This window comes from Novipirellula rosea, assembly GCF_039541335.1.
GTDB classification, from domain to species: Bacteria; Planctomycetota; Planctomycetia; order Pirellulales; family Pirellulaceae; genus Novipirellula; species Novipirellula rosea.
In genome coordinates this window covers 90,117-116,235 of the sequence record NZ_BAABGA010000066.1, presented here as the reverse complement: position 1 = coordinate 116,235, position 26,119 = coordinate 90,117, and the positions used below count along the sequence as shown (strand labels likewise).

The following is a 26,119-nucleotide window of genomic DNA, read 5'->3' as shown; positions in this document are numbered from 1 at the left end:
GGCTTACATTCAGTTACGAATGCGGCACGAATATGGTTTATGCTAGCTTGAAAGGGCTCGCCGTAAGGCACCGGGTCGTGCCTGGGACCCGGCCGCTGACGCGTCGCGGCTCACTAAATCAACAAGCCGTTGACGGCTTCCGCGACGCTACCGATCGCCTGCGGCGATCCCAAAGACGACCATTGATTCAGTCGGGAATCGCCGCAAACTTACTCGCCCGTCGCTTTGCGTCGCTGCTCTTCCCGCCACGCGTACCACGGGTAAAGCAACGCACCAAAGGCGATTGTCCCAAGTCCAACGGCGGCTTGCATTGGCGAATTCACAGCCGACAATGTGGCGGCCAACAGCGTGCCGCCGACGAATACAATCGGAGTGATCGGGTACAGTAGCGGCCGAATTCGAACGCCCGATTTTCCTCGCACCCAAAATAGTAGACTTGCCGTTAACGCCGCACTGACCGACAGCGTGAACCCGAGATAGCTCAGCAAACGCTCGAGGTCCGAAGCGTATATGACGAGTATCCCCAATGCTGCTTGAGTCCAAATCGCAGCGACCGGAGGCTTGCCCGCGATTTGGCCCGAGAAGCGGAACCAGCCAGGCAAGAATCCATCTTCGGCCATCTTCGCGTAGACTCGCGGGCCACTCATGATCATCGCGGAAACCGACGTAAATAGTCCCAGCAGGATTACGACTCGGACAAAACTCGCAAACGTATCGCCGGCTATCGCCTCGGCGGCCTTGGTCGCGACATCGGGTTGCCCCACGATCGCTTCGCTCGGTGCGGCCAATACAAATACCGCATTCAGCAGCATGTAGCAGAGCGTCACCAAGCACGTACCCCACAGCATCGCCCGCGGCACATTGCGGCTCGCGTTGTTCACTTCGCCCGCGATATAGACGGCGGCATTGAAACCGCTGAAGCTAAGCGAGATGTACATCAATTGAGTGGCAAACGTCAACGAAAACGTCGTCCAAGGGATTGACTCGTTTGTCAATCTTTCAGCTGGCACGTCGACCACTGCACTGGATCGCATCGCTATGGCAATCGCCACAAATGCCGCGATCAACAGGAATTTAAGGATCACGACGAAATCTTGAACCCGAGCCCCCGGCCGCACCCCAAGCGTGTGCAGGATTGCAGCAAGTACAACGACGGTCGTGGCGATGACGCCTTTTGGCATCGCGTCTTGCCAGCCGAGATAGGCTTCGAACGTGGTCGCAGCAAATGCGATCGCACCCGTAAATCCGGCCAGCAGCGAGACCCATCCGGCCATCAAGCCAGCGATCGGGTGCAGTTTGCGAGAAAGAAACAAATACTCGCCGCCCGACTCGGTCAACTCACGCGCCAACGCGCCGTAGCAGATCGCACCACAGATCGCGATCACGCCTCCGGTGGCCCATGCCACCAGTACCCACGCCGGCGATCCGAGCGCCGCCAACGTGAATCCGCTGGTCGTATAGACTCCCGCGCCGATCATGCTGGCCGCGACCAAGAACATCGCCGAACCCAGACCGAGCGGTGTGTGTTCAGGGGGGGCTTCCGCGTCGGTAACCGGTGATTCGAGTGGTGGGTTATTCATCGCCCGCCTGGACTGGCTTGCGAAACTCGAGGAAGTAGTTTTCTTTAAAACCAGGGATCTTGCGTTCGGCGGTCAGTTCAAAACCAACCGATTGCACTTCGTCGATGAAGGTCGCTTTGCCGGCGCGGACATGACCGAGTGTCCATTCGCGAGACACCCCGGGGATTCGCTCGAAATCGATAATCACCACTCGTCCGCCTGGGCGAAGCGCATTGTAGATCGACTGCATCGTTTGCTCGGGGAATTCAAAGTGATGGTAGACGTCACAGATGAACGCCAGGTCGACCGAGTCCGGCGGCAAACAAACCGAGTCGTCGTCACACATCACCGTCGTCACGTTTTCGACTTCGCGTTGATCAAACTGGTCTACCAAGTATTGGACAAATTTGGGCGAGATGTCCACGGCGTACACCCACCCTTTGGAGCCAACCGCAGTGGACATTAGCAGCGAGTAAAATCCCGTGCCTGCACCGACATCGGCGACCCGGTCACCCGGTTTCAGGTTTAATTGTGTCATGATCGCATCGCGAGCGTGGTAGACCTCGCGGCTTTCGACTTCAAACCGTTCGACCCACGCCTGCACATCCATTTCCGGATCAAGAAAGCCGTCGTTGATCCCCGGATTGACGCTCGCGGTCGTGTCGCCGGACGTTTTTGTGGCAGACGGTTGTTGCGTCGCGGTCTGCGCAATAGGCGCGGTCTGTGCCGTTAGCGGGGTAGGCGAGAGTAACAGGAGCAGCGAGAGCGAGAGCAAGTCAAAACGCTTCATTGGATCCTCGGTCAGGTAGGGGTGAGGGAGTCGACGATGATTGTAGTCAAAACAAGCGAGCCGAGTCCGCAGGGGGAGCGTGTTCGCATTAAATGGTGAAATCGCCAAACGCTATTGACAACCCGCCAAGGCAAGTCCGGCAATGGCTCGCGTCTAGTGGCCGCAGCAAATAGCCTATCCACCACCGTCGAAGTGGCCTCATCATAAAGTGCCGGAGGCACGACAGGATGTAGCATGGGGCGTGAGCCCCATGTCGGCTGGTCCAAACGTCAGCAAAGCCCCAGAGGGGCGGCAGCAATCTTAGTTTTCAGGAGTGACGATCCAGAGTCTTTCGGCGGTGCAGAGGATTGCGGAATCGCAGCCTGGAAAGAACTGTAGTGTCAATCGATTCGCGTGTCCTTCGGGGATGATCCGAAACTGATCCATCGTTCCGGTATTGCGATTCTGCCGATAAGCAACGCGTCTATCTTGTTCGTGCCACCAGATCACCGAATCGGTCGTCGCAATCGGCCTGGTCCTCGATGGTACATCCGCCAACCCAATCTCGTACCACCGATCCTCGTTGAGCTTGAACAGTCGCCACCGTCGCTCTTTTGCGTCAACATCGTAACGGCCGACGACGAATTCATATTCAGCCGTTCGTCGAAACTCTCTGCTCTGGAACCCACCCGATGGAAAACGCGTGAATCTGTCGGCATCAAGTTCATATCGCCAAACACCATTGCGCTGCGAGTAAACGGCTGACTCTAAATCGTATCCTTCATCCATCACGATAATGACTCGGTTCTCATCTTGCGCCATCATCAACCCACAGCGGGCACCCGGAAAATCATCCAAAGGTGTTTTCGCGTCTTTCCTTTGGCATGACGCAAGCAATTCGACCTGTTTTGTTTGCAAATGGATCGAGACGAAGTTTGCGTCGGCTCTTTCTTCCCCAACCCAGCTCAATAGGTTGCCGCCAACCGGCAATACCTGCTGGACACAATTCGATGAAAGCCCCCAGGTCGTGTCGATTTTGAATGCAGGGCCACCACTCAATGGAAACGCCAAGACTCCGCCACCCTCGGTCGTAACAAAGATGTGGTCGTCTCCCTTCACGATCACGTCCGGGATGAACGGCCGGCCATAATAAGTGCGCATGAAGGGCGGGACTTCCTTTCTAACGTTTCGTTCTTTTTCCTCCTCCTTGATTTTCAAATGAGATAACTCCAGCTTCCCGATTTGCCTGACTTCGGCGCCCTCCTCGCCTGTCGTGCGGTAGAGCAATACCTGGGTCGACTTCGCTCGCGTGCTAACATCAAGCGCAACCACAAATATCTCGTCGTCAATGATTTGGGCGTTCAGCAACCTCGGTCCTGTTTTGCCTGACTCGGGGAGCGTGATTTCTCGAACATGCTTCCACGCCAACGGCATGTTGGTGGTTTCACTCGACATGTCCTTTGTCGAAAAGGGTTTTTCGACGCGTGCACGTTTATCCCGAATGACGTCGATCAATGATTCGTATTGTTGGTCGTCTAAGCCAAATCGATTTTCAGCGACCATTTCCATGGTCCTGTCGAGAAGTGCAAGATCTTCGGCGATGTAGTAATAATGCGATGGAGCTACGACGTTTTTAAGGACTTCGGAACAGAGGATGCCGTGGTCAAGTAAACGAAAATAAGGATCGCTGTAAACTTCTCGCCGATGGTCGGGATCGGGAGTCAGCGAACACGTGTAATCGAATAAACGTCCCAGAGTGTTTCGCTGGTAACTCTCTTGATAACGGAGCTTGCGAACGTAGGCGGTAACGAAATCCCGAGACTCGATCGCTGCTTGTTCATCCACCCGCTCGATTTGGTCCGCAATGTCGTTTACCAATCGAATCACTTGCGACTGAAATGCATCCGAATAAACAAACCCTTGTGTGTTCCGCTGCTCACGCAACAAAAAATAGCGAGCGGCAAGACTTGCGCTGGGATTCGCGGACGGGTCTACTTCCGAAAGACTCTTCAGCAGTTTCGCTTTGGCTGACGGGTTCAGATCATCCACCGATAGGCGTAAGCCATAGAGATGTTTGAGCCACCGGTCATGTTTTAGGTTCTTTTCAAACACCGAAACAAATCGCTCGTCCCAATTGACCAGACAATGCCGATCATGGTCCCCGGTCAGTCGCACTAACTCTAACGAAGAGATCTCGTTCTCGAACCGCTGTAGTGCCGCTCCCGAGAGCTTGCGTCTCGCGTCGTTGGCGAAATCGGTAAACACCGTTTTGTAAGCGTCTTCATAGAAGCTGCGTAGGTCGCTGAAAACTTCAGGCGACCGATCTGGGTCGACTCGAAGTACCGAAGAGCCAATGCCATAAGGAAAGGTGAAATCGATCGCTAGCGTGTTCGCAGGACGCGTTTCATCATCGAGAAACGGCCACGCTGGCTTGGCTTGTTCGGTTTGATGAATCTTCATGCGGATTCCGAGCAGGTAGCGTCCGAGTTCGACGCATTCACGCCACTGATCAATGGAGATGTCCTTCCCACCGCGATAAAATTGTCCTCGTGCGGTCCCCACGAATGAATTCGACTCAATCAAGAGGCTTCGGTGGATCGAGCGTGCTAGCGAAACCAAGACCTGCGGATCGTCGCTCAACGCATAGGCCGCTTCGTAACGAACGGCTGCGGAATAGGGTTGCCGCATCATCGAATGCCGCTTTGCTTCACGCTGTAAATTCCTCGATTCCACATCATGCGAGTCACCGTTCTTTTCTCTCATCGATGGCTGCGTCAAAATCGCAGCAATTGACTCGGCAGTCTCGTCAGTTAGCTTTGCAATATCGGCTTCGGAAGCATCGATACGCACTTTTTTAACAAGTGATTTTGGATCGGGAGCATCGGCTTGGTAGAGCAGCAATTCGACTTTGATCGTTTGTTGATCTAAACGCGACAACTGCAAGGTCAATGTTTCAGTCGAGCTGAGTAATCGAGCTTGGATTTTTGCGATGGGTAACATGTCTTCTTTGAGCACAAACCGAAGTCGCGAGCGCTCCAGTAGTCCAACCGAAGGCAGTTGAGTCAAACTCTGCTGGAGCCGAGCGACGTATTGGTCGGATGCACTTTGCCACTTCGGCGGCAGATCAACATTTCGCACCGAGGTCAACGAGATCATCGGTAGCGTTGACAAGTCAATGTCGCGGTACTGCTTGGCTACGATGCCGATGCGTTTCGCCAGTTGGTGCGCAAGTTCGATCGGGTCCGACGCCGCCAGTTCACGATCCTCGATACGTATTCCTGTTTCACCATCGAAAACGATCATCCTGCCGCTGGCGTTCGTGGTGCCTTTCTCCCAAATGGCGAACATTTCAACGCCCAGTAGATGTCCGAGCAACAGCGAGTCGGAGTGGCTGTTCATGGTGGCGAGCTGTTGTTCGCTGAGCACCTGTTCGATACGACTTCGCTCTAAGATTTGAAAGTCGCTATTTTGAGCAAGCTCAACGCTCGCCAGTTCCACGATCGACGCGTCTGCGGGGTCCGCAGCAAAGACCGCGATGGTTTCCGCTCGAGTAGGCGCGGCGAAGACGCAGGTTACCAGCAGGCAGATGGAAAAGAACAAATCGCGTTCGAACATGATTTTGCTGCTTGAATTCAAGTTTGGATGTCCTGCCCCGAGTATACCTCAGACGCCTCGCCAAACGGTTCAGCTACCGAAACGCGAAGTCGTGAGGGCATGCACTGCGGAGGCAAAATCGTATCGTTTGAGCGTCTTTCTGAAGGGCTGGCGGCACGACGGTACGCAGGCAGAGACCCGCGTCCGAGGATTTTCTTGATTCGAAAAGAAGTCGGCAAAAAGATGGGTGGCAAAAATATCGGAACAGTAGGTGGCTGGAGTTTCATTTTTTTGCCTCCTTTCCTTGCGGTTCGCATCGGCCGAATCAACGCGGACCGCACGGAGAGCGGAGCGACACTCGCCAGGATGAACCGCGGGAGGTGACGGTTTGCGAGGACAAAACTGAAAATACCGAACGTGTGGGGTGGGAAATTGTCTTTTTTCTTATAGGCGAAAACCACCTAGTGCGACACTCAGGGAGAGTATGTTAAACTCTGCGGCACACCGGGGGTGTAGCTCAGTCGGTTAGAGCAGGGAACTCATAATTCCTTGGTCGCGGGTTCGAGTCCTGCCACCCCTACTTCTTACATTGCCCCCCAAAAAGTTTGCAATGCCTCGCATCAGGCTCGTCTTTCCAAGAGGGAATTCGAGCCTTTTTCGTAGCTCCGTTCTCGTCATTCACACCAGCTCCCACGCTAGCTCTGGGCACCCGATTTGGCCGCAAATAGGTTAGCGGCACATTGCCAATTCATTGACTTTGGGGCCGTTCCGTGCCACTATTGAAGTACAAATTTCACGAAGTCCAGACGTTGGAGCGAAGCCATGACACTCGAAATCCCTAGCGAATACGAAGGCGTTCTTAACGACGCTGTCGCAAGCGGTGCGTTTGCCACGCCCCAGGATGCGTTGCGTCATGCACTGGCGACCTTTGCAAAAGAGCGTGCAAGTAACACGGGTCAGCAGTTTCCTGATACGCCCCCTCGTCCAATTCGCCAGATGCCCAAGACAACCGACGTTGAGGAATTAGCAAGAAAACAAGGTGTGCAACCCCTGAAGGACTTTCGGCAACTTGAAGCTAGTTTTTGGCCTGCCGATGAATCCGTCGACGACTTCATTCAGGCAATTCGTGAAGGTCGTCAAGACGATGGGGCACGGACGCGGTAATGTCATCTCTGGTTGTCGATACCGATGTCGTTTCTTTGGGCTTCCGTCAGTCCGACAACTTTGTCCAGCACTACGGACCGGCTTTGGTAGGCTCACGATTAATCGTCTCGTTCATGACGATTGCTGAGTTGACTTTCGGTGCTCTTAATCGCCAGTGGGGGCCAAGACTCAGGGGCGAGTGTTGCGAACTGCTGACGGCTGGGTTGCCGCGACAGCCGTCTATTTGAATCTGCCCCTTGTGACCCACAATGCTCGAGATTTCAATTACCTGCCTCAAGTTCAACTGATTACTTTCCCGTAGACGAAGGCCTTTGTCGAACTTGGGCTAAACTTCGATCTGACCTAAAAAAAGCGTGTCGAGTCATCCAGCCGCAGATGCTTGGATTGCCGCGACTTCAATCGTTTTGGCAACACCGTTGACAACCCACAACGCACGTGACTTCTTGCATGTCGCTAGATTGGACTTAATCAATTTTCTTGCAAGGTGATTAGCTCTAGCTTGTTGGATTTAAGCTCTTCTCGGCGTTGGCAAGCGGAGCAGGCAAGTCCAGCATCCAAAATAGCCGAGAAAGAGTCCGCGTACCTTACATCCCCCAGCCTGTTTCGGCAGGAGATGCGAAGACGCTATTTCAGGTTTCCAAACGGTTGGCCCGCGAATCACGTGAATGAACGCGGGTGGGCAATGCACGAAAGCCGCGGTAGCGGCGAAAGCATTTAGCCCCATGCGTAAGCATGGGGTTTCGAACCATCACACTACAAAGCCGCGGAGCGGCGACAGAGATCGTTGTCAACATGCGAAGCAGCGGCAGGGGACAAACGCGGTGGTTCGCACCTGAGTGAAGGCGAACGGATAAAAAATGAAGACGACGTGAGCGTTCAGAGCCAATCACGTATCGTCATGACAGTCTCCTTTTTTCTGTCGCACCAATCTTTCTGTCTATCCATCGTTCGAGCAATCGCCGAACCGAATACGCAGAGAGTCCGACGCACCTCGAGCGTCGTCATTCCACAACCGTCGATCCTGTTGTGCGCTGTCGTTTGGTGTTTGACCATCCCGCAAGTAACGACAGAAAGATTGGTGCGACAGAAAGATTGAAATGTTGGGAATCAAATGACATTCTCGCCGCAATGCGATTGTCACCTGACTTCCCGAACGTGAATCCGGGGGGCCCACAGCAGCAAGCTCGCAATGCGGTGGCGAGGGCACTCCATGCAACCAGAGGTTGGGCAGGAAAATGGAGGGGGCAGGAAAATGGGAAAGCCAGAATGGGATGTTATCTATTCCGGCATCGTCGTCTTACGCCTAGGAAAAAGAGATAGGTTAAAAGATGAAAGGGATAAAAAATGAAGACGACGTGAGCGTTCAGGCCCGATGACGTATCGCCATGGCAGTCTCCTTTTTCTGTCGCACCAATTTTTCTGTCTATCTAATGTCCGGCGATGACCGAACCAAACTTGCAGAGCCTCCGACACACCTCGCGCGTCGTCATTCCGCAACCGTCGATCCTGTCGTGTGCTGTCGTTCGGTGTTTGACCATCCTGCAAGTAACGACAGAAAGATTGGTGCGACAGAAAGATTCAAAAGCGGCGAATCGAATGACCGTCTCACCGCAATGCGATTGTCACCTGACTTCCCGAACGTGAATCCGGAGGGCCGCAGCAGCAAACTCGCGATGTGATGGTGGGTGCACGCCATACAACCAGAGGTTGGGCAAGAAGATGGAGGGGGGCAGGAAAATGGGAGCCGGAATGCAACGTCATTTAATCCGGCGCTGACGCCTTACGACAGAGAAGAAGCGAAAGGTTAAAAGATGACCGGTTAAAAGATGAAGACGACGCGAGCGTTCAGGCCCAATCGCGTATCGCCATGGCAGTCTCATTTTTCTGTCGCACCAATTTTTCTGTCTGCCAATCGTCCGAGAAATGACCGAACCAAACTCACAGGGCTTCCGACACACCTCGCGCGTCGTCATTCCACAACCGTCGATCCTGGCGTGTGCTGTCGTTCGGTGCTTGACCATGCCGCAAGTAACGACAGAAAGATTGAAATGTTGGGAATCAAATGACATTCTCACCGCATTGCGATTGTCACCTGCTTTCCGAACGTGAATTCGTGCGTCTGCAGCAGCAAACTCGCGATGCGGTGGCGAGGGCACTCCATGCAACCAGAGGTTGGGCAGGAAGATGGAGGGGGCAGAAAAATGGGAGAGCCAGAATGGGATGTTATCTATTCCGGCATCGTCGTCTTACGCCTAGGAAAAAGAGATAGGTTAAAAGATGAAAGGGATAAAAAATGAAGACGACGTGAGCGTTCAGGCCCGATGACGTATCGCCATGGCAGGCTCATTTTTCTGTCGCACCAATTTTTCTGTCTATCCATCGTGCGAGCAATCGCCGAACCAAATATGCAGTGAGTCCGACAGACTACAGGAGTGTTTATTCCGCAACAGTCGCCCTCGCCTTGTCTCGGCGTTCGGTGTTTTGAGATGCCGCAAGTGAGGACAGAAAGATTGGTGCGACAGCAAGATTAAAAAGAGGGGAATCCAATGGCGGTCTCACCGCATTGCGATTGTCGCATATTTTCCGAACGTAAATTCGGGGGCCCGCAGCAGCAAACTCGCGAAGCGATGGCTGCTGTGCTCCGTGCAACCGGAGGTTGGGCAGGAAAATGGATGGGGCAGGAAAATGGGAGAGCCGGAATACGGATGTTGTCTATTCCGGAATCGTCGCCTTTCGACTGAGAAGAAGAGAAAGGTTAAAAGATGAAAGGGATAAAAGATGAAGACGATGCGAGCGTTCAGGCCCAATTGCGAAACGCCATGGCAGTCTCATTTTTCTGTCGCACCAATTTTTCTGTCTATCTATCGTCCGAGCAATCGCCGCACCGAATATGCAGTGAGTCCGACACACTACAGGAGTGTTTATTCCGCAACAGTCGCCCTCGCCTTGTCCCGGCGTTCGGTGTTTTGAGATGCCGCAAGTCAGGACAGAAAGATTGGTGCGACAGAAAAATTGAGATCGCGGCAAATCGCCTGCGGACAATCCTTAGGTCGCTCCCAAATCCAACCGAGACATCCGATGGGAATGGCAGAAAGGCGATGTTTGATGAAATCAAATAGGCCAACGAGCTACCAGCTCAATCCATCGAAAGCAAGAGGAGGTTGAACACTGCTTCCCACTCATCTTCGCTAATCGATTAGTGCAGGTCCGTGCCGATTAGTGTTCCGCGCCTTCGGTGCAAAAAAAGTCGTCACTTGTCGACGATCGGTTGCCGCCAGCAGGTGCGGCCGATTGGTTTTCCATTGCTGATCGCCTAGTGCCGTGCTCCGGTGGATAGCTTAGGTGTCCGCGTTTTGGAGGCTGCGTCTTGGAGGCTGCGGTGTGCGTTGTTCGATCACGTGGCACGCGAGACGAGTCAGCGAAGCACAACCGTGCCGATGTATGACAACCCAATACTGAGCCACGTCCAGGCAAGCAGTTTAGCAAGGGGACGAAATGATCCAGGCAGTTTGTATTGATACGCGACGTGGTTGAAAAGAAGCATCAGCGTGACGACGAGGCTCATGTATTTATCGTAACCGTAGTCACCCTCGGTCACCAAAATTGCAATGTTGACAACGAGCATGACGAGTATAAAGCCGAGAAAAGCATTCTTGTACGGAAAGTCATGCCGCGAAGTAGGGACAGGGTCGATCATCTGCAGCTCACGTATGAGTTTGGAAGGCGGTCAGGAAAATCACGTTTGAATTCACATGGTGGCAGCAGTGGGTGATCCTGCGTCCAGACGCACGGCCACCGCCAAATCGGGTGCAATTCTCTGGCTGTCCGCGATGATGACGTTCATCGGCTTGGCATTGTACCCCCGGGAGGGCAACGACGAGGCGTCGTCACGCTGGCCCAAAGCCCGCAAACGCTAAACAGAAATAAGACAATCAATCAATGCCGCCGATTGACGTTACGTCGGAGGTTTTGTCATCAACGGAGAACAACCCGGTATGACCAGCATGGTCGCGAGGACAAGTTTAGTAAATAAGGAATTCATAGTGGCCTTATCGGGTAACTCTCCTTTGAACGCCCGCACGATCGGGTAATCCAGGTGAATTCGACCAAGGATCACACCGTGAGTCAACTGATTCAGCGTGGATCACTCGGTAGCATGCCCGAGGGAACGGCGATTTCAAGGTCGAGGCCCAAGGAAATCGCGACCGATCGCCTTTGTCAACCTTGGGCTCAGCTTCGGGCGGACGCTAAGAAAGCGGGTCGAGTCATCCAGGTCGCTGACGCGTGGATTGCCGCAGCGGCAATTTTATTGGGAGCGCCGCTGGCAACCCACAACGTACGCGACTGCCTGCAAGTCGTAGGATTGGAGCTGATCCATTGTCCGGTGAATTGATTTGGTATATATACTTCAGCTCAAAGCTACCCGGTGTCGGCAAGCGGAGCGTCGATTTAAGAGCCACTTTCGGTGCACAGGACGGTTCGTCCTGATCACGCGACGAATGTTGCCTGCCTACCAGGAGGACGCCGCTCCTACTCGGAAGGATTCTTGCTTTTCGTAATGATCCGGATTCCCTTCTTTTCTTGTTTGAACTGTGAGATGAAGCCCCTTTTCTGCAAGGCTTCCGCCAAAGCCAGGTTGACGTCGCTTTCTGCAATCAACGGCCTCTTGCCGTAATCCGTGATTTCCTCGTAGGGAGTCCCGATTGTTTCGAGATTGCTCATTACCCGGACTTCGTCCCACATTGGAATCATCCGGACTAGGAGCTTGGCTGCATCGCACTTTGGCACGCTTCTGATAACCCTTTCGACGAAATCCGGGTTAAAGTCGTCAATCGCCGTCTCAGGGTTGGCGAGTATCCGGACAACATTCTTATGTAGTTCCACGTCCTCTCCTAGCTCAATCGTTCCAGCTTTCAGAAGCAGTTTCCTCTTCGCATCCTGAGGAACGGTTGATTTGAGGAGTCCAGCAAGTTCCTTCTCTTCGATGGACCAATCTTCAATGTTCTCTTGAAAGGTCAGGAATTGCTTCTCGATCAGTGCCACGCGAAGCGCAGGATCTCCTTCTAACCAAACGTATGCGTCCTTGCTCAACTCGATCATACCGGCGCGGATCAGGTGGAGCTTTTTATCGCGTTCAATCGCGGTCGGAAACTCGGTAATCGTCCCCAGTTCAGGACCGATAAGCATCTGGTAACTTTCCAGTCCCATCTCATCGAAATTGACGAGCAGACCGAAGAGTTCCGGCCGGATTTCCTTCCGGTCCTTGGCCAGCTCGGAGACGACATCGTGCGATTGAAAGACTGACGCAAGCTGCGGAAAATCGACCGTCTCGACAAGGAACTCTTCGAAGTTCTGCCAGTCGATGACAAATTTCTCTTCCTCGACAAGCGTAGCCCAGTAGTGCTTCGGCACGTGCAAAAACCTGAGTCGTGCATTTTGTCTCTCGATCACCCGTTCTCCGAGATTCTCTTCAAGCCCCTGTACTGACAGCAATTTCTCGACGCCCTCTCGAGGCTCTGCGACGGTCGAGTCCACTTCCAGAAAGCAATTCTTGACGAAATCGTTTATGTGCTTCTCAACATGATCGAAGACGCTGGGCGGAGCATTTTTTAAGCTGCGGAACATCTCGGATTGGGCCGCATCCGCTTTCATTCCATGCCACGCCAGAATCGTGGCGACATTCATCGGCGTCATCTTCCAGAGCGCATGCTCGGTCACGCGTTTGATCGCTTCCGAGCGAACGTCGTCCGAAAGGCTCGGAAAGCTGATGTCACTGATTTGCAACCCGCTTTTCGCCAACAACGGAAGTTGTCCGGCGAGTTCGGGTCGATCAAAAATGTCGGGAGCGGATCTCTCGATCATTTGCGTGAACGCACTAGGATGCCGCAGCGCAGTGAGAGTTTTATCTGGCGTTCCTTTGAGAATCTCCTTCACGTGAGGAATTGGGTTCTCGCATTTGGCCGCGGCTTCGATGAAGTCCTCCCAAGCTTCAATGAGTGTCCGTAGCAGTTTTTCAGTATTCTCTCCTTCCGCGTAGTAGGCTTCGAGAAACCGGAAGGCTTCGTTTGGAAATGCCTTGACCCCTTCAACCAACCTGGGGCGATGATCGGCCGCCGTCTCATCAAGGACATGATCGACAATGGTGATGTTGAAACCTTGGGGCTTGCCGAACAAACCGTCATCGAGGATCAGGAGTATCTCACTCGGAGTATCGATCTTCTCGCCGAAATCGATTTCATAACCCTTGTTGAACCTTTGGACGAATTCGCGGTCGACTCGGGTGGTGGCGCCTTTGTGGAAATACGACGTGTAATCGTCGTAGTCTTCTCCGAGATACCCTTGTGTTACGAGGTAGACAAAAAGATCGCCATGCTCGACTTCTGAAACTCTTTCTGTGATCTCCTCGGCTGAGAAAACGCGTTTCATCGGGATGTAGCGAGCATCGCGTAACTCTCTTTCGACCGCGATGCGCCTCGTTGCGATCCCATCTTCCTCGAGCTGGGCGGCTCTGTCGATCTCGTGCAATCTATCTTCGACGGAGAGTCCTGGGTGGATGACCTCTTCCAAGTCCGCCCTCAAGAGCTGCGTCGGCTGGCGATTTTGTATGTCGAGTAATTGGATATCGCTGCTTTCTTGTATCGCCTTCAGGATTGATTCAGCGTTGCCGTGGATACTTATCTCTTGTCCTCGTGCGAGGCGCAAACTTCGTATCTGTCGCTTGTAGTGCCGCTGCATGGCTCCGACGTACGCACAGACTAAGGCTTCCCGAGAATGGACTCGACCTTCTCGCGTCTGCTTCTCCACCTCGTTTATTTGTTTCAGCTGGTCGCTGAGTTCCTCTCGCTTCTTCTGTCTCCGTTCCTGTAGCTCTCCGACGAGGGTCGCAAGAACTCCTTGATTCATATGGAGTATTCCAAAATCGCTCGGGAAAAACACCTTGTATAGGATGATCGCAAACAGCCTATTCGGATCGAGATTGGAATCGGAAAGAGTTCTGCGATACAGGGAGTACTCATTCACGATGTTCACCAAGTGACGGTTGTCCGTGACGTAGACCGTGACCTGACGAAGGAACTTGTCTTGCAGCCCCTCCCTCAGTCCTGCGTTCTCCAACTTGTTGTGTAGAACGTTGTAAGCGTTTCCTGCGCTGACAAAAGGGATGACGGGGATGAGCAGGTCGAAGAACTTGGTTCGATCCTTTCCCTTGAACAGATCGTCGCGGATCGCAAAAAGGAAGACGATCGGCTTGTTGTTGTGCGGCCTCACATCCGGATTGGCATTGATGAGCTGATTGATCTCGCGAATTTTCGTGAAAATCTCGGTCTTCCCGAATCGATCCAGATCCTCGATAATGACGATGTCGCAAGGCGTTTCCTGGAAGAAGTAGACGATCTCGTCCAAGTGTTTGTTAAAAACAGACTCCTTGGATTTGTCCTCCGTCTCGATCTCGGCGTTCTTGAGAGAGAGTTTCTTGATCGAGAGACCCGCGATTGTTTTGAGGATTCCGTGGACTATATCCAGAAATAGGGCCAACCAAAGCAAGCCGACAGTTCCTGCCACCGCAAACTCCTGCCAGCGATCCGCTTCAGCCACGAATTTCTCGAGCTTGTCCCAATACTTGATCGCCGATCCTGTCAAGATTGCGAAGACACTCAGGAGGAACGCCTTTGCCCGCAACCAAGTCGGCTTCCGTATCTTCTTGAAGCGTGAATATTCCAGCTGCTTTCTTCCCGCGCTGTAAATGAGCTGCTGGAGAATGCTCTTTTCAATTCTGTCCGATTTGATCTTCTTTTCGTCGTCGCCCTCAAAGGTAGCCAGGGAGATCCGGATGAATCTCAGTTTGGGGTAATTATCGCGGAAGGCATTGATGAGACTCGTCTTGCCCGCACCGTAGGGACCGGTTACAGCCACGCAGGTGACGTCTTCTTCGATGATCGTGCTGAAAGCGCCAGCGTAGCGTTGGTACGTTTCCGGGTCTGCGACCGGCAATAGCGCTTCGATCTGATCTTCCTTGCTATCCGGTTCAAGCTTGTCGGCAAAAGAGTGAAACCAATTTGTCAACTTCTCGAATCGGCCCGCCATGATCTTCAGAGTTCGTTTTGCGGTTTCCTCCTGCATTGCTGTTACCCACGAAAGAATATATTTTCAGACTTTACGCCACTGCCATCCACGGCGGGGAGGCGATTAACGGTAAAAAACAAGGAAATGCACTGTAATTTGGCTTGCGACGAAAAACAACGGCTTGGTGGGCTTCAGTTTTGTGCACGTCAGCCATTCAGGTTGTTGAGTTTCTTGACACCACGTGCCTGTGCCACTTGATCAATTTCGGAACACTTTGACGCGAAGGCTGTGCCGAAGTTGTGGATGCGGTCTCGGGCTAGAAAGCATTCTTCGCACCCAGTTGCTGTGGGCTCCAGCCTTGAGACACGGCCAATTCACTCGCATTTGTGGCTGGTGTAGTACTCGATTTCGCCATAACGCATAGGAGGGCATGTCCTGAGCACATTAGTGAGTGTTGAAGAATTCAGGGAACCTACCCCAGTGACCGACGCCGGATGCTCCGGTTTCATCGACTGAAGCTCTGACACAGCGGACGGCCAAGGTTATTGGTCGAAAGGGTCACGAGCTACCGCGGTGTCGTACCGGCGATCATGATTCTCCTCGTCGCTATGGGCTTCGAACGCCAACGTCAGGAAGCTGTCCATTGCGTAGCGTTCCATTTGGTTTGGAAGGCGACCGTTTTCTTAGTCTAGAAGAGCGACCGCAACCGCTTGTATCCTGCACATCTTGTTCTAGCCCCATCCCGATAGGGATTCTAGCAATTAGCCGGTGGTTTGAGCGTAGCGAACACCACCGGAAAACCTGAGCCAACCTCGGGATTGACCCTGGAAGGGTCACAGACAACCGGGCTGCGATCCCTCCAGGATCGAAATCGATTTTGCACTCTCGATTCCGCAGGTGTCGCTTCGCTTACCTACGGCTAATGTCTTTCATCTCTATCGGGATAGGATCGAAAAACAATCGTTCGGCTTCGCCGGAGGGTTGTTTGCGGTCGGCAGGCGAAGTGGGGCTCGTGCTTCGTATTGTCTGAAACTTCGGTTCTTTGCTGGAGTGGAGCTTGCTTAAATAAAAACTCGCTGTGTCTTGGGGCTGGGAGGATCTTTAGCAAGATCCACTACCTTCAAATGAATGACCGACAAAGACCTAGGAAGTCGCTGCTAGCACGAGCTCGCTTGTTCCCTTTGGCAAGTCGAAACAGGCGACAAGTTTTTGATCGTAGGCGATCCATGTCCCTGCATCCAAAGTCGATCGATCGGTCGCCTCGCGAAGTAGTGTGCGATCGTTTCCTTGCTGGAGACTCACAGGTCCCGAACCGCCGTCAACCTGCAACGTGAATCGTTCTGTGGCAAAGGGTGCCGTCAGCATCAAGCGGTTACCCACGCGGCTAATCTCGGTCAGCTGTTTGGCGGCCCAGTAACGGGCAATCTCGCTGACCTTCATCCAGATCGTGTCATCGGCGAATCGCGACGCCAACGACCCAACGACTCGTTGGAAGGAACGGAATCCTTCTTCGCTGCCGTTGCTGTACATCCCTGGCCAATGACAAATCATGACCGCCGGTTGCCGCCGCCCGATCAGTTCGACCATTCGGCCGCTGGTCGCCGCAGCATTGCAGTAGCGATCGGGTTCCGAGAGGGAATCGCCTTGCCAACCGCCAAACCAATCGCCTGTTCCCGCCGGCACGTTCACCGTCACCCGCACGTCGTCGGTCCCCACGCCACGCAAATGTTCGAGCTTGGGTTCCGTGCTCTGGTCGCCAGAGATGACGTATTTGAAGTAGTGCGGCAGATCGATCCCGTAGACGTCGCGAACCGCTTGGTCGACCGCGATCGGCAGTTCGGCTTTCATCGAATTGCCAAAGCCACCGGGAGTGGTGATTCCTTCGCAGGGAAGGTCACAGTTCTTCACGAGGCGAAGGGCATAGGCCAGGTAGGCTGCCAATTCGTCGACGCTCTTCTTTTCCTGGGGATACGAATTCTCCATCGTTGCCGCGCTGATTTCCTGCATCGGTCGGCCGGTCTTCAAGTCGATCACACGCGTGTGCGTGATCATCTCGGGATGGATGTCCCAATTGGGGAGCATCAATTCGCGGACAAGTTTTAAGCTGGACTGCAATTCGGATCGCGACCAACCGGGCAATTCTCGGTCAAGCCAGCCGACGCAGGCAGGGTTGGGGACGATACTGTACTTGCCTTTCACTCCCTGGCTGGCACACCACTGACCAAACTTGCGGACAAAGCTATCGGGGATCTCACGCGGCCATGATCTCCACGGTTTTTGATACTCGCTGCGGTTTGGCAAGGCGGTCGCGAACTGCGGAGTGCAAAAGTGTCCCATGTTCACCAGGCACGTCGAATCATCAATGATGAACGACAGCGGCACTCGATCTCGCGGCATCAGCACTTGGATGCTGGCGGGCCGGGTCGGCAGCAAAGCGGACGCCGTGAGCTCAGGCGTTTCGGCCGAGCCTAATCGGGACATCCCCATACCGGCAACGGTTGTCGCGGCGGCGCCCCAGGCACTCGCGCGAAGAAACTCTCGCCGGTCCTGGGGCATAAATGCACGGTGCTGGTTCACTTCGGACACTCCCGGTTGCCATTTGCATGCTCACGGCGGGCACAACACGGCTCGCCGTACTGCTTTATCCTATCGCCCACCGGTGGACACATGGGACCAACTGCGCCGCACGTCTGCTTTGATTCCAGGAACCTATTGAAAGAAGCGGAACCTATTGGAAGAAACTGAAAACGAGCACGCCGACGGTGATCAGTCCCAGCACGACCACCAGCAGGTTTGGCATTACCTTGACCTTCTTCAGCAACGAGGGGCCAAATTGGCCAATCAACAGTAGCGAAACAACGATCCCTAGAATTGCCCCTGCTGTGATGCCTTTGGCAATCAGAAACGCCGAGAGCAGAAGGAGTCCGCCCGTGATGCTGCCTGCGATCAAAGAAGCCTTGCTCTGAGCTTTGACATAGCCCATGACTCCTCCAAAGACGACAAAAACTCCAAAAATTGCTGTCACGATTACCGGAAAGTCCACACAAGTCTCTTTAAATTCGATTGCCAAGTTCTGGCAGAAATGATTCGGATTCCAACACCGATCCATCCACTCAAGCTGCCGTTTACCGAATTGTAATGGGACGTCCCCAAGGTGCCAGCCGCCGAGCGTCCAGTGCCACCTAACTTTGGGTAGCGGTTCGGCGCGGGGCCGTCCGGTTTGTGGCGGGTAAAACGTTCGGTCATGACCGGGCGAGGCCCCACGCCGCTCCGCTACGAAAATCACCCGGCTAGGCACTGTCTGAGAACGCATCAGAGGCGGGAACTTGGTAGCGGAATTCATCAACGGCTTGTTGATTTACTGAGCCGCGACGCGTCAGCGGCCGGGTCCCGCGCGCTACCCGGTGCCTTACGGCCCACGGCTCACTGTTGCGATTTGCATTTCGATTAAATCAACAGCCCGTAAAGCATTTCTTCGTAGCTGCCGTTGTCAGAAGGTGGTGATTCGTATTTGGGTGGCATCCATCCACGCTCTGGCGAGCGTAGCTACAGGACGTCAATGCCGTCATTTGAGACCTGATTTTCTCGCTTGTTGCCGGTCGCCAAATCGGCTGGGGAAAGGTTTTTTTGAGTATTTGAAAATTTTGCGAAGTTTTCTCGAAACACTTTCTTGCCAAACTAGTTCTATAGAGTGCAGTGTATAAGGTCCCACCCTGGATCGTCCGATCCGCTTCTACATTGATGTCACATCGGAAGTGTAAATCCTGTTTGAGGTTTCGATGTCGCTTCTGAGTCTCTAGCGTCCTGGACGTCATGCCTTCGCCTTCGTGATGGCGGTTTCTTCGTAAACGCCCCCGAGATCGCGGGCTAAAGGTCTGCGCAAAACGCGTGTCCCTTGACCGCAATCCGCCCCCGGTCTGCCGCCGGTACGCTCCCGTCCTAGATCCGTATTTTTTCTGTCTTTCCCGTTACTCCCCAGCACAAGGACATTGTTAATGAAAACACGAATGCAAAACTCAGGTTTCACCTTGGTGGAACTGCTTGTTGTGATCGCCATTATTGGCGTGCTCGTCGGATTGCTGCTGCCAGCCGTGCAAGCGGCCCGTGAAGCTGCCCGGCGAATGAGTTGCAGCAACAACTTTAAGCAGCTTGGTTTGGCACTGCATAATTACCATGCGGCTTACAACAAGTTTCCGATGGACGGCACGGGCACTCAGCCTACCGTGCGGACCGACGCGTGGGCCGGCGTGGCCACAGGGAACAACCTGCGTTTGAGCATGCTGGTGGGATTGACCCCGTTTATGGAACAGCAGGCGTTGTGGGAGCAGATCAGCAATCCGTTGGCGTTCAATTCCGACGGTTCCAGCAAATCTCCGCCCTGGCCGGCAATGGGACCGACCCCAGAGAATATCAATTACGGACCTTGGACGACCGAGATTGCGGGACTGCGTTGTCCCAGCGATCCTGGGGTTGGACTGCCCGCACTGGGACGCTCGAACTACGTCGCCTGCTATGGCGATTCGGTCATCAATTCGATCACGAGCGTGTACAGCATCGGCTCTACCGTCACATTCCCTTATGTGATCACCACGACGAACTCTGAAAATTGTCGCGGCGGCAATCGAGGCATGTTCAATCGCGGGTTGCAGCTTGGGGTTCGAGATTGCTTGGACGGGACCGCCAACACGATCATCATGGGCGAGATCGCGACTTACCTTGGGGACAAGGACATTCGTACGATCTCGACGGCAGGCACCGCCAACGTGACGAGTCTGATTCGCGACAACCCCAGTTGGTGTCGTGACCAAACCGGTGGCACGGCAGCCCACATTGATCCAGCGCGTCCGCAATTCTGGAGCGGCAATACCGTGACAGCTGGGGTGGGTCGTGGTTTTCGCTGGGCCGATTCGATGCCTAGCTTTGGCATGTGCTCGACGATTCTGCCACCCAACAAAGAGTATTGCGGACACGGTAGCGACACGCGTCCGAACGTCACCGTGATGTCCAGCCAGCACCAGGGTGGTTGTCACGTGCTGATGACCGACGGAGCGGTGAAGTTTGTCACCGATTCGATCGAAGCCGGTGATTCGCACGCGGGAATGGTTTACAACGGCGGTACGGGGGCACAGGCGCCCGGCAGCAAGAGTCCTTATGGACTTTGGGGTTCGCTAGGGACGCGGGCATCCAAGGAAACGATTCAAGACTTCTAATCGGGCTGGCCGCCAATGGCCGCTAAGCTACGAATGTATCAAACGCCTCAGGCCGAATTCGGCCTGAGGTTTTTTGATTGGCGAACCGTTGATCGATGAATTCGATGCCGCTCGTAAACCGAGTGAACCGGCTGCGTCTTGGAAGACCCAGCGAGTTGCGTAGGGCTATTTCTTTGCGGCGGCTTTCATCGCGGCGGTTTCGGCTTCCTCGATCGCTTTTTGCTGAGCTTCGTATTCCTGAATCGCGGTGGGATCAGCATCCTTGACCACATTTCCATCGCTCGCTTTGTCGCCACAACCAGCGACCACCAGAACCATCAGCATCCACAATACATTCAGTAATCGATTCATTATGTTACCATGTTACAAAGAGAGACGGATCACACTGCTCGGCTTCGGTTTGTTTATGCCTAATAGGCTAGCATGTCCAGCGTTAGAATACGAGCAAAACGAGTAGGTCGGTAGATCACAACGACCCATTTCGCAAATCGATAGATTCCGTTTCCCTGTCATGGCTTCCCGCTAGCTTGGCTTCTTCAAGCAAGGTTCCCCGCAAGAGAATTTCGATGTCCCATCGTCGCTACGATTGCTTGCAGCTCTGGATTGCGTCATGCGGTTTGGCGATCGTGTTGCTTTTCGTTTCGGTGGGATGCAGCGATCTGTCGTCAACGGTGTCGCCAACCAAGCCCACAGTAAGCCCCGCGACGACGGCCGCAGAAACGTCTGGTTCGAAATCGATCGCTGCCGCACCACAGGCGAGGCAACATGCAGCAGACAAGCAGGCGTTTGTCACGCGAATGCGGCCCCAGGTCGAAGCGTTCTGTGGCGATTGCCATGTGATGCCCAAGTCCGCAAATGTGGACCGCGAGCATTGGCCGCGAGAAGTTGCCAAAGGCTTTGAGTTTTATCGGATTTCGGGCCGTACGGATCTGCATGTCCCCGATGTCCAAGAGGTCACCGACTACTTTGTCTCGCTGGCCCCCGAAAAACTTGTGATGCCCGCCTCGATTGCAGGGAATCCATTTTCGGTTGTTGATTTCCAGCCGACTCCGATTCACAAGTCAGTGGGGCGAAGCGTTGCTGCCCAGCCGCCTTGCATCAGCTCGCTAAAGTGGGTTGATTTGGATTCAAACGGTCGCCGGTCGCTTGTTTATTGTGACCTTGGGACAGCGACGCTCTACAAATATCAACCCGATCAAAAGAACAGTGCACCGCAAACGTTGGCCGTGCTGTATCAGCCCGTGCAATTCGATCTGTGTGATTTGAACGAAGACAAACGGATGGATCTGCTGGTCGCCGACCTCGGTGAATTCTTGCCAGCGGACAGTGATCTGGGGCGTGTCGTTTGGTTAAAGCGACAGGAAACCGGTGAGCAGTTCGAGTCGATTGTTTTGCAAGAGGGTCTCGGGCGAGTGACCGATGTGAAACCTGGCGACTTTGACTCCGACGGAGATACAGACATCCTCGTTGCTGAATTTGGTTGGCGAAAAACCGGTCGGATTCTAATGCTGGAGAACATCGGTGTGGATGAACAGGGGCAACCCAAATTTGACATGCGGGTGATCGACGATCGACATGGAACCATCGAAACGCCGGTCGTCGATCTCAATGGCGATGGGCATCTCGACTTTGTGGCGTTGATCAGCCAAGAGTTCGAAATCGTCGAGGCATTTATTAATCAAGGGAACGGTCAGTTTGAAACGCAAACCATTTGGCAAGCCGATGATCCGATGTACGGGTCGGCCCGAATTGAATTGGCGGATGTGGACGGCGACGGCGATACCGATGTCGTCTACGCAAATGGTGATTCCTTTGACACCGGTTCGAAACCCTATCACTCGGTGCAGTGGCTAGAGAATCAGGGCACGTTTCCATTCCAGCATCATCACATCACGTTCATGCCGGGAGTGCTGGCAATCAAACTAGCGGACTTTGATCAGGACGGCGATTTGGACATCGTCGCCGGCGCGTTGGTGCCCGAGCGATTTGATGCATCATTGGAAGCCGCCGGCGTTGAATCGTTGATTCTGCTCGAACAAGTCTCCTCGGGTGAATTTAAACGCACCAAGATCGAAGTCGCTTCGAATCACCATGGTGCCATCGAAGTGGGTGATTTTGATGACGACGGGCACATCGATATTGCGGTTGGGAATTTCTTGCATTTTCATCCCCATTTGCCTTCGCGCCATGACTTTACCCTGTGGATGAACCAGGGCAGACGGTGACCGGTTTTAGTTGCGATGTGCCACCGCTGGTAACGCCAAATGCGAAAGATCCAGTTGCAGTTCAGGGTGCCCCTGCTGGACTTGCCACGGCGTCTGTTTGCTCATTTTTGAGACCACCGCCTCGCGGGCCGCTGTGACGTCCGTGCTTGGATCTTCGGGTAATGTCAACGCGACGGTTAACCATGCTTCCGCTTCCCAAAGTCTGCCGAGGTCCGACAGGATCAAGGCAATCTCAACCGCGGTCGCGCGCGATATGCTTCTTGATCTTACAAACCGATGCCGTGCCTGGCGAAGTCGTTTAAGTCGTTCAATGCAGCGGTCAATCGACTCTAGCGTTTCCGGAGTGACATTCGCATCACAATCCTGTAGTTGATTGAGTTCGGTACGAAGCCCAACCCAGGCATCCACGACATACGAGTCACGTTGGGTTGCTTCCCAATAGCTGCGGGCGGCGCCGCAGTGGTCATTCTGGTGCGAAGCCCAATCGCCTAGGGTCTGCCAGTAGCCGACTTCATCTTTGTAGGCACCCTGCAGCCGATCTGCCCATGAATCGAGCGAATCAAATTTGCCCGCTGCCACCATGGCTTCGCCTAGCAAGATTTGCGACTGTACCGATTTGGGATGAGAATCCAGGATCTCTTCGAGCTTCACGATCGCGTCGGCGTACAGTCCTTGCTCCATTGCAATCATGGCCTGCGGGATGAGTGGCCTCTTGTCGTTAGGGTTGCGAGCGACAATCTTCGCCAACGAATCGGGTTCCGGAGGATTTCGACCGGTGTTGCATAGTGACGTAAGTAATTCGACGTCGAACCGACGATTCAGCACTAAGTAACGGCCATGGGGTTCGGCCAGCGTGCGATTTTCCATTCCCATCGACAGGTCAAAAATCAGTCGCCGCGTTTGCAGCTGTTCAGGCTGAGCTGTGACCGCGGCGGTTAGAAAATCGATTGCGTCCAGTAGTCTTCCGACAAAGATTGCCGCGACGACCGACTGCTGTATTCGCGTTTCATTCTCAAACGCTTCGGCTCGACATGCCGCCATCAACAGGTCAGCCGATTCGCTTGGATGATCGCTTTCGAAAGCCACGCGAGCGAGTTTGGCGAGGACTTGATGATCGTCGCGGTGTTCGTTTAGGACGGCATCGGATAAACGCCACGCCTCGTCCCATCGACCTTGTCGTATTTCTTCATTCAGCGCCGCTAATGGCGATGTTGGCTCGTCATCCTGGGGTGCCCGGTTCCGCTTGCACCCTCCACAGCAGGCCGCCGCAATAACAAAAATCTGGAGGCCTAACGCAATCGACGTTCGCATGTTTTGAATGCTCGATGCAATTTTGAATGGACGGTGAGATAAGACAATCTAGTCTGCGTCATTTTATCACGAACCGTCGCATTGTAAGTCGGCATTGTATGGTGGCTGAGACAGAAACCCATTTTGCAACGCCGCCGACTGTTGAGTCTTGGGCATGCTAGGTTTTACAAACCGGTGATACCTCGTTTCTTAAGTTCTGCCTCCATTCGCTTGATGCTCAGCGCGTCGTAGACGACCATTTCGATACGCTCACCACCTTGATGGAATACCCATTTCCCCGGATAGGCTTGCTCGCATCGAAGATCACCGGACCACCGCACGATTCGTCCATCGGACAGTTTCAGTCCGTTTTCACCAACGGTGATTTTGGGGAACCAGTACCAGGCCGAGGTCAGCCCGGCAGCCATCGCCAGCAACACCGCAAGCACGAAGCGGTAACCCCAGATAAAGTTGCCAGCGGACAGGCGTCCCACGTGACGAACGTAGATGGTGCCGCTGGTTTCCAGGTCCCAAACACACCAGATCCCAAACGCCAAAATCACCGATCCGGCGATCCCCGCGATCCATTTAGCGGCCGCAACGGGCGTGGACCAGAGGACTGGCCCGATGTCATTCGAATTTGGCGGCTTCAATGGAATCCTCGTTGTAAAAGCGGGTAAAGACGCTGAGCCACATTAGCCAACGCTGTAAAGCAACTTTTCTTATCGAGTTTGGCTAATTTAGCGTAGCGGAAGTCGTCAAGACTTTCGTTCGATCGACGTATGCCCCCCGAAACTCTTAACTCGGTCCCTCGCTGACGCTTCGGGTTGTGATGATCATGCCAAGATATCGTGAATCACGTTGCCATGGACATCGGTCAAGCGAAAATCACGGCCGGCATAACGATAGGTCAAACGTTCGTGATCGAGCCCCAAGCAATGCAGCATCGTGGCATGCAAATCATGCACACTGGTGCGATTCTGTTCCGCTCGGAAGCCAAATTCGTCCGTTGCGCCGTAAACCGTTCCCCCTTTGATTCCACCTCCAGCCATCCACACGCTGAATCCCCAGTGATTGTGATCACGACCAAGCAGCGATGCGCCGCCGGAGCCCAGTTCCACCGTCGGCGTGCGTCCAAATTCGCCGCCCCAAAGCACCAGCGTGTCGTCCAGCATGCCTCGCTGCTTCAAATCGGTAAGCAGTCCCGCAATCGGCTGGTCCAACTCGCCCGCCAGTTTGCGGTGGTTGTCTTCAATCTTATCGTGGTTGTCCCACGGTTGCCCCGCGCCGTGCCACAACTGCACATATCGCACTCCGCGTTCGAGCAATCGCCGCGCGATCAAAGTTTGACGCCCGTGTACGCCAGAGCCATAAAGATCCAAAATATGCTGCGGTTCGTCCGCCAGCTCAAACGCTTCTTTGGCATCCTGCTGCATGCGAAACGCCAGCTCATACGACTGAATCCTGGCTTGCAATTGAGCATCGTGGCGGGGCTGAAGATGTTGGTGGTTCCAGCGGCGAAGTAGATCCAATTGCCGTCGCTGGACATCGCTTGACACCTGAGGATGTTCGATGTTTTCAATGAGCTTGCGAAACTCACGATGCTGCGAATCGATGTAGGTGCCCTGAAACGCGCCCGGCAGAAACGCGGATTGCCAGTTCTCGTTGTCTTTAATGGGCAAGCCTCCGGGGCACATGGAAATGAATCCGGGTAGATTCTGGTTTTCGGTCCCCAGACCATACATCAGCCACGATCCCATGCTGGGTCGCGTTTGTACGGAGTCGCCACAATTCATCAACATCAGCGACGGTTCATGATTGGGAACCTGGGCATACATCGAGCGGATGACGGCGATATCATCGATGTGTTGTGCCGTTCGCGAGAACAGCTCGCTCACTTCGATCCCTGATTCTCCATATCGTTTGAACGAAAAGGGGGATGGAAACGCGGCACCGGTTTTGCGTTCGGTCGTCAGCGTGTTTGCGAGCGGTTGGCCAGCATATTTCGCCAACGCGGGTTTCGGGTCAAATGTGTCGACATGCGACGGTCCCCCATTGAGAAAAAAGTGGATGACACGCTTTGCACGACCAGGGAAATGAGGCGATCGCGCAGCCAGCGACCCTGGCGTGCCTGTTTCGAATGCCAGCAATTGATCGTCGCCCAACACGCCCGCCAGCGCCAATGAGCCCAGGCCAAGTGCGGACCGCGACAGTAAATCACGGCGGTTGATATGCGGGTTTGTCATC

General features: G+C 54.0%; 15 protein-coding genes and 1 tRNA gene. 5 read left to right on the top strand and 11 right to left on the bottom strand.

Annotation, left to right across the window (positions count from 1 at the left end; translation table 11 throughout):
* Window positions 1-209: 209 nt before the first annotated feature.
* The 3 genes from ABD971_RS24545 to ABD971_RS24535 form a co-directional block, all read right to left on the bottom strand.
* Complete coding sequence (locus ABD971_RS24545; protein ID WP_345326448.1) at window positions 210-1,580, bottom strand: APC family permease; 1,371 nt, start codon at window positions 1,578-1,580, stop codon at window positions 210-212.
* A complete protein-coding gene (locus ABD971_RS24540) occupies window positions 1,573-2,349 on the bottom strand; it encodes a methyltransferase domain-containing protein (protein ID WP_345326446.1) in 777 nt (258 codons plus the stop codon). Before ABD971_RS24540 ends, ABD971_RS24545 begins: the two co-directional genes overlap by 8 nt.
* Window positions 2,350-2,649: 300 nt before the next feature.
* Window positions 2,650-5,943 (bottom strand): hypothetical protein, encoded by a 3,294-nt coding sequence (locus tag ABD971_RS24535; protein ID WP_345326444.1) that lies wholly within the window; start codon window positions 5,941-5,943, stop codon window positions 2,650-2,652.
* 485 nt (window positions 5,944-6,428) lie between these two features.
* Between ABD971_RS24535 and ABD971_RS24530 the strand changes: the two genes are divergently transcribed.
* Together ABD971_RS24530 and ABD971_RS24525 are read left to right on the top strand one after the other, a co-directional pair.
* A tRNA-Ile gene (locus ABD971_RS24530) sits at window positions 6,429-6,502 on the top strand.
* A gap of 242 nt (window positions 6,503-6,744) precedes the next feature.
* Window positions 6,745-7,086, top strand: a complete 342-nt coding sequence (locus ABD971_RS24525) for a hypothetical protein (protein ID WP_339939064.1) — start codon at window positions 6,745-6,747, stop codon at window positions 7,084-7,086.
* Window positions 7,087-10,501: 3,415 nt separating this feature from the next.
* On the opposite strand, the gene ABD971_RS24520 is transcribed toward ABD971_RS24525, so the two are convergent.
* Window positions 10,502-10,711, bottom strand: a complete 210-nt coding sequence (locus ABD971_RS24520; protein WP_345326440.1) for a hypothetical protein — start codon at window positions 10,709-10,711, stop codon at window positions 10,502-10,504.
* Between the two features lie 495 nt (window positions 10,712-11,206).
* On the opposite strand from ABD971_RS24520, the gene ABD971_RS24515 reads away from it, so the two are divergent.
* The gene (locus tag ABD971_RS24515; protein ID WP_345326438.1) at window positions 11,207-11,479 is read left to right on the top strand and encodes a PIN domain-containing protein; all 273 of its coding nucleotides are present in this window, start codon (window positions 11,207-11,209) and stop codon (window positions 11,477-11,479) included.
* Between the two features lie 137 nt (window positions 11,480-11,616).
* Here ABD971_RS24515 and ABD971_RS24510 read toward each other — a convergent pair whose 3' ends face one another.
* The 3 genes from ABD971_RS24510 to ABD971_RS24500 all read right to left on the bottom strand — a co-directional run bounded on the left by ABD971_RS24510 (window position 11,617) and on the right by ABD971_RS24500 (window position 18,256).
* A complete protein-coding gene (locus ABD971_RS24510; RefSeq protein ID WP_345326436.1) occupies window positions 11,617-15,204 on the bottom strand; it encodes a YobI family P-loop NTPase in 3,588 nt (1,195 codons plus the stop codon).
* Between the two features lie 1,086 nt (window positions 15,205-16,290).
* Window positions 16,291-17,724 carry a hypothetical protein gene (locus ABD971_RS24505; protein WP_345326434.1) on the bottom strand — a complete coding sequence of 478 codons (1,434 nt, stop codon included), beginning with the start codon at window positions 17,722-17,724 and terminating at the stop codon, window positions 16,291-16,293.
* A 151-nt stretch (window positions 17,725-17,875) separates the two neighbouring features.
* The gene (locus ABD971_RS24500) at window positions 17,876-18,256 is read right to left on the bottom strand and encodes a TMEM14 family protein (protein ID WP_345326454.1); all 381 of its coding nucleotides are present in this window, start codon (window positions 18,254-18,256) and stop codon (window positions 17,876-17,878) included.
* A gap of 886 nt (window positions 18,257-19,142) precedes the next feature.
* Between ABD971_RS24500 and ABD971_RS24495 the strand changes: the two genes are divergently transcribed.
* Window positions 19,143-20,357: a DUF1559 family PulG-like putative transporter gene (locus tag ABD971_RS24495; RefSeq protein ID WP_345326432.1), complete on the top strand. Its 1,215-nt coding sequence runs from the start codon at window positions 19,143-19,145 to the stop codon at window positions 20,355-20,357.
* Between the two features lie 165 nt (window positions 20,358-20,522).
* Here ABD971_RS24495 and ABD971_RS24490 read toward each other — a convergent pair whose 3' ends face one another.
* Window positions 20,523-20,708, bottom strand: a complete 186-nt coding sequence (locus tag ABD971_RS24490; RefSeq protein ID WP_339939049.1) for a hypothetical protein — start codon at window positions 20,706-20,708, stop codon at window positions 20,523-20,525.
* Between the two features lie 215 nt (window positions 20,709-20,923).
* Between ABD971_RS24490 and ABD971_RS24485 the strand changes: the two genes are divergently transcribed.
* Window positions 20,924-22,582 (top strand): FG-GAP repeat domain-containing protein, encoded by a 1,659-nt coding sequence (locus ABD971_RS24485; RefSeq protein WP_345326428.1) that lies wholly within the window; start codon window positions 20,924-20,926, stop codon window positions 22,580-22,582.
* A 6-nt stretch (window positions 22,583-22,588) separates the two neighbouring features.
* On the opposite strand, the gene ABD971_RS24480 is transcribed toward ABD971_RS24485, so the two are convergent.
* From ABD971_RS24480 to ABD971_RS24470, 3 genes are all read right to left on the bottom strand, one after another.
* Window positions 22,589-23,893, bottom strand: coding sequence for a tetratricopeptide repeat protein (locus ABD971_RS24480; protein WP_345326426.1), 1,305 nt, complete (start codon window positions 23,891-23,893; stop codon window positions 22,589-22,591).
* 164 nt (window positions 23,894-24,057) lie between these two features.
* Complete coding sequence (locus ABD971_RS24475; protein WP_345326424.1) at window positions 24,058-24,525, bottom strand: hypothetical protein; 468 nt, start codon at window positions 24,523-24,525, stop codon at window positions 24,058-24,060.
* A gap of 183 nt (window positions 24,526-24,708) precedes the next feature.
* Entirely contained in the window at window positions 24,709-26,118 is a 1,410-nt protein-coding gene (locus tag ABD971_RS24470) for a DUF1501 domain-containing protein (RefSeq protein ID WP_345326422.1), read from the bottom strand.
* Window position 26,119 lies beyond the last annotated feature (1 nt).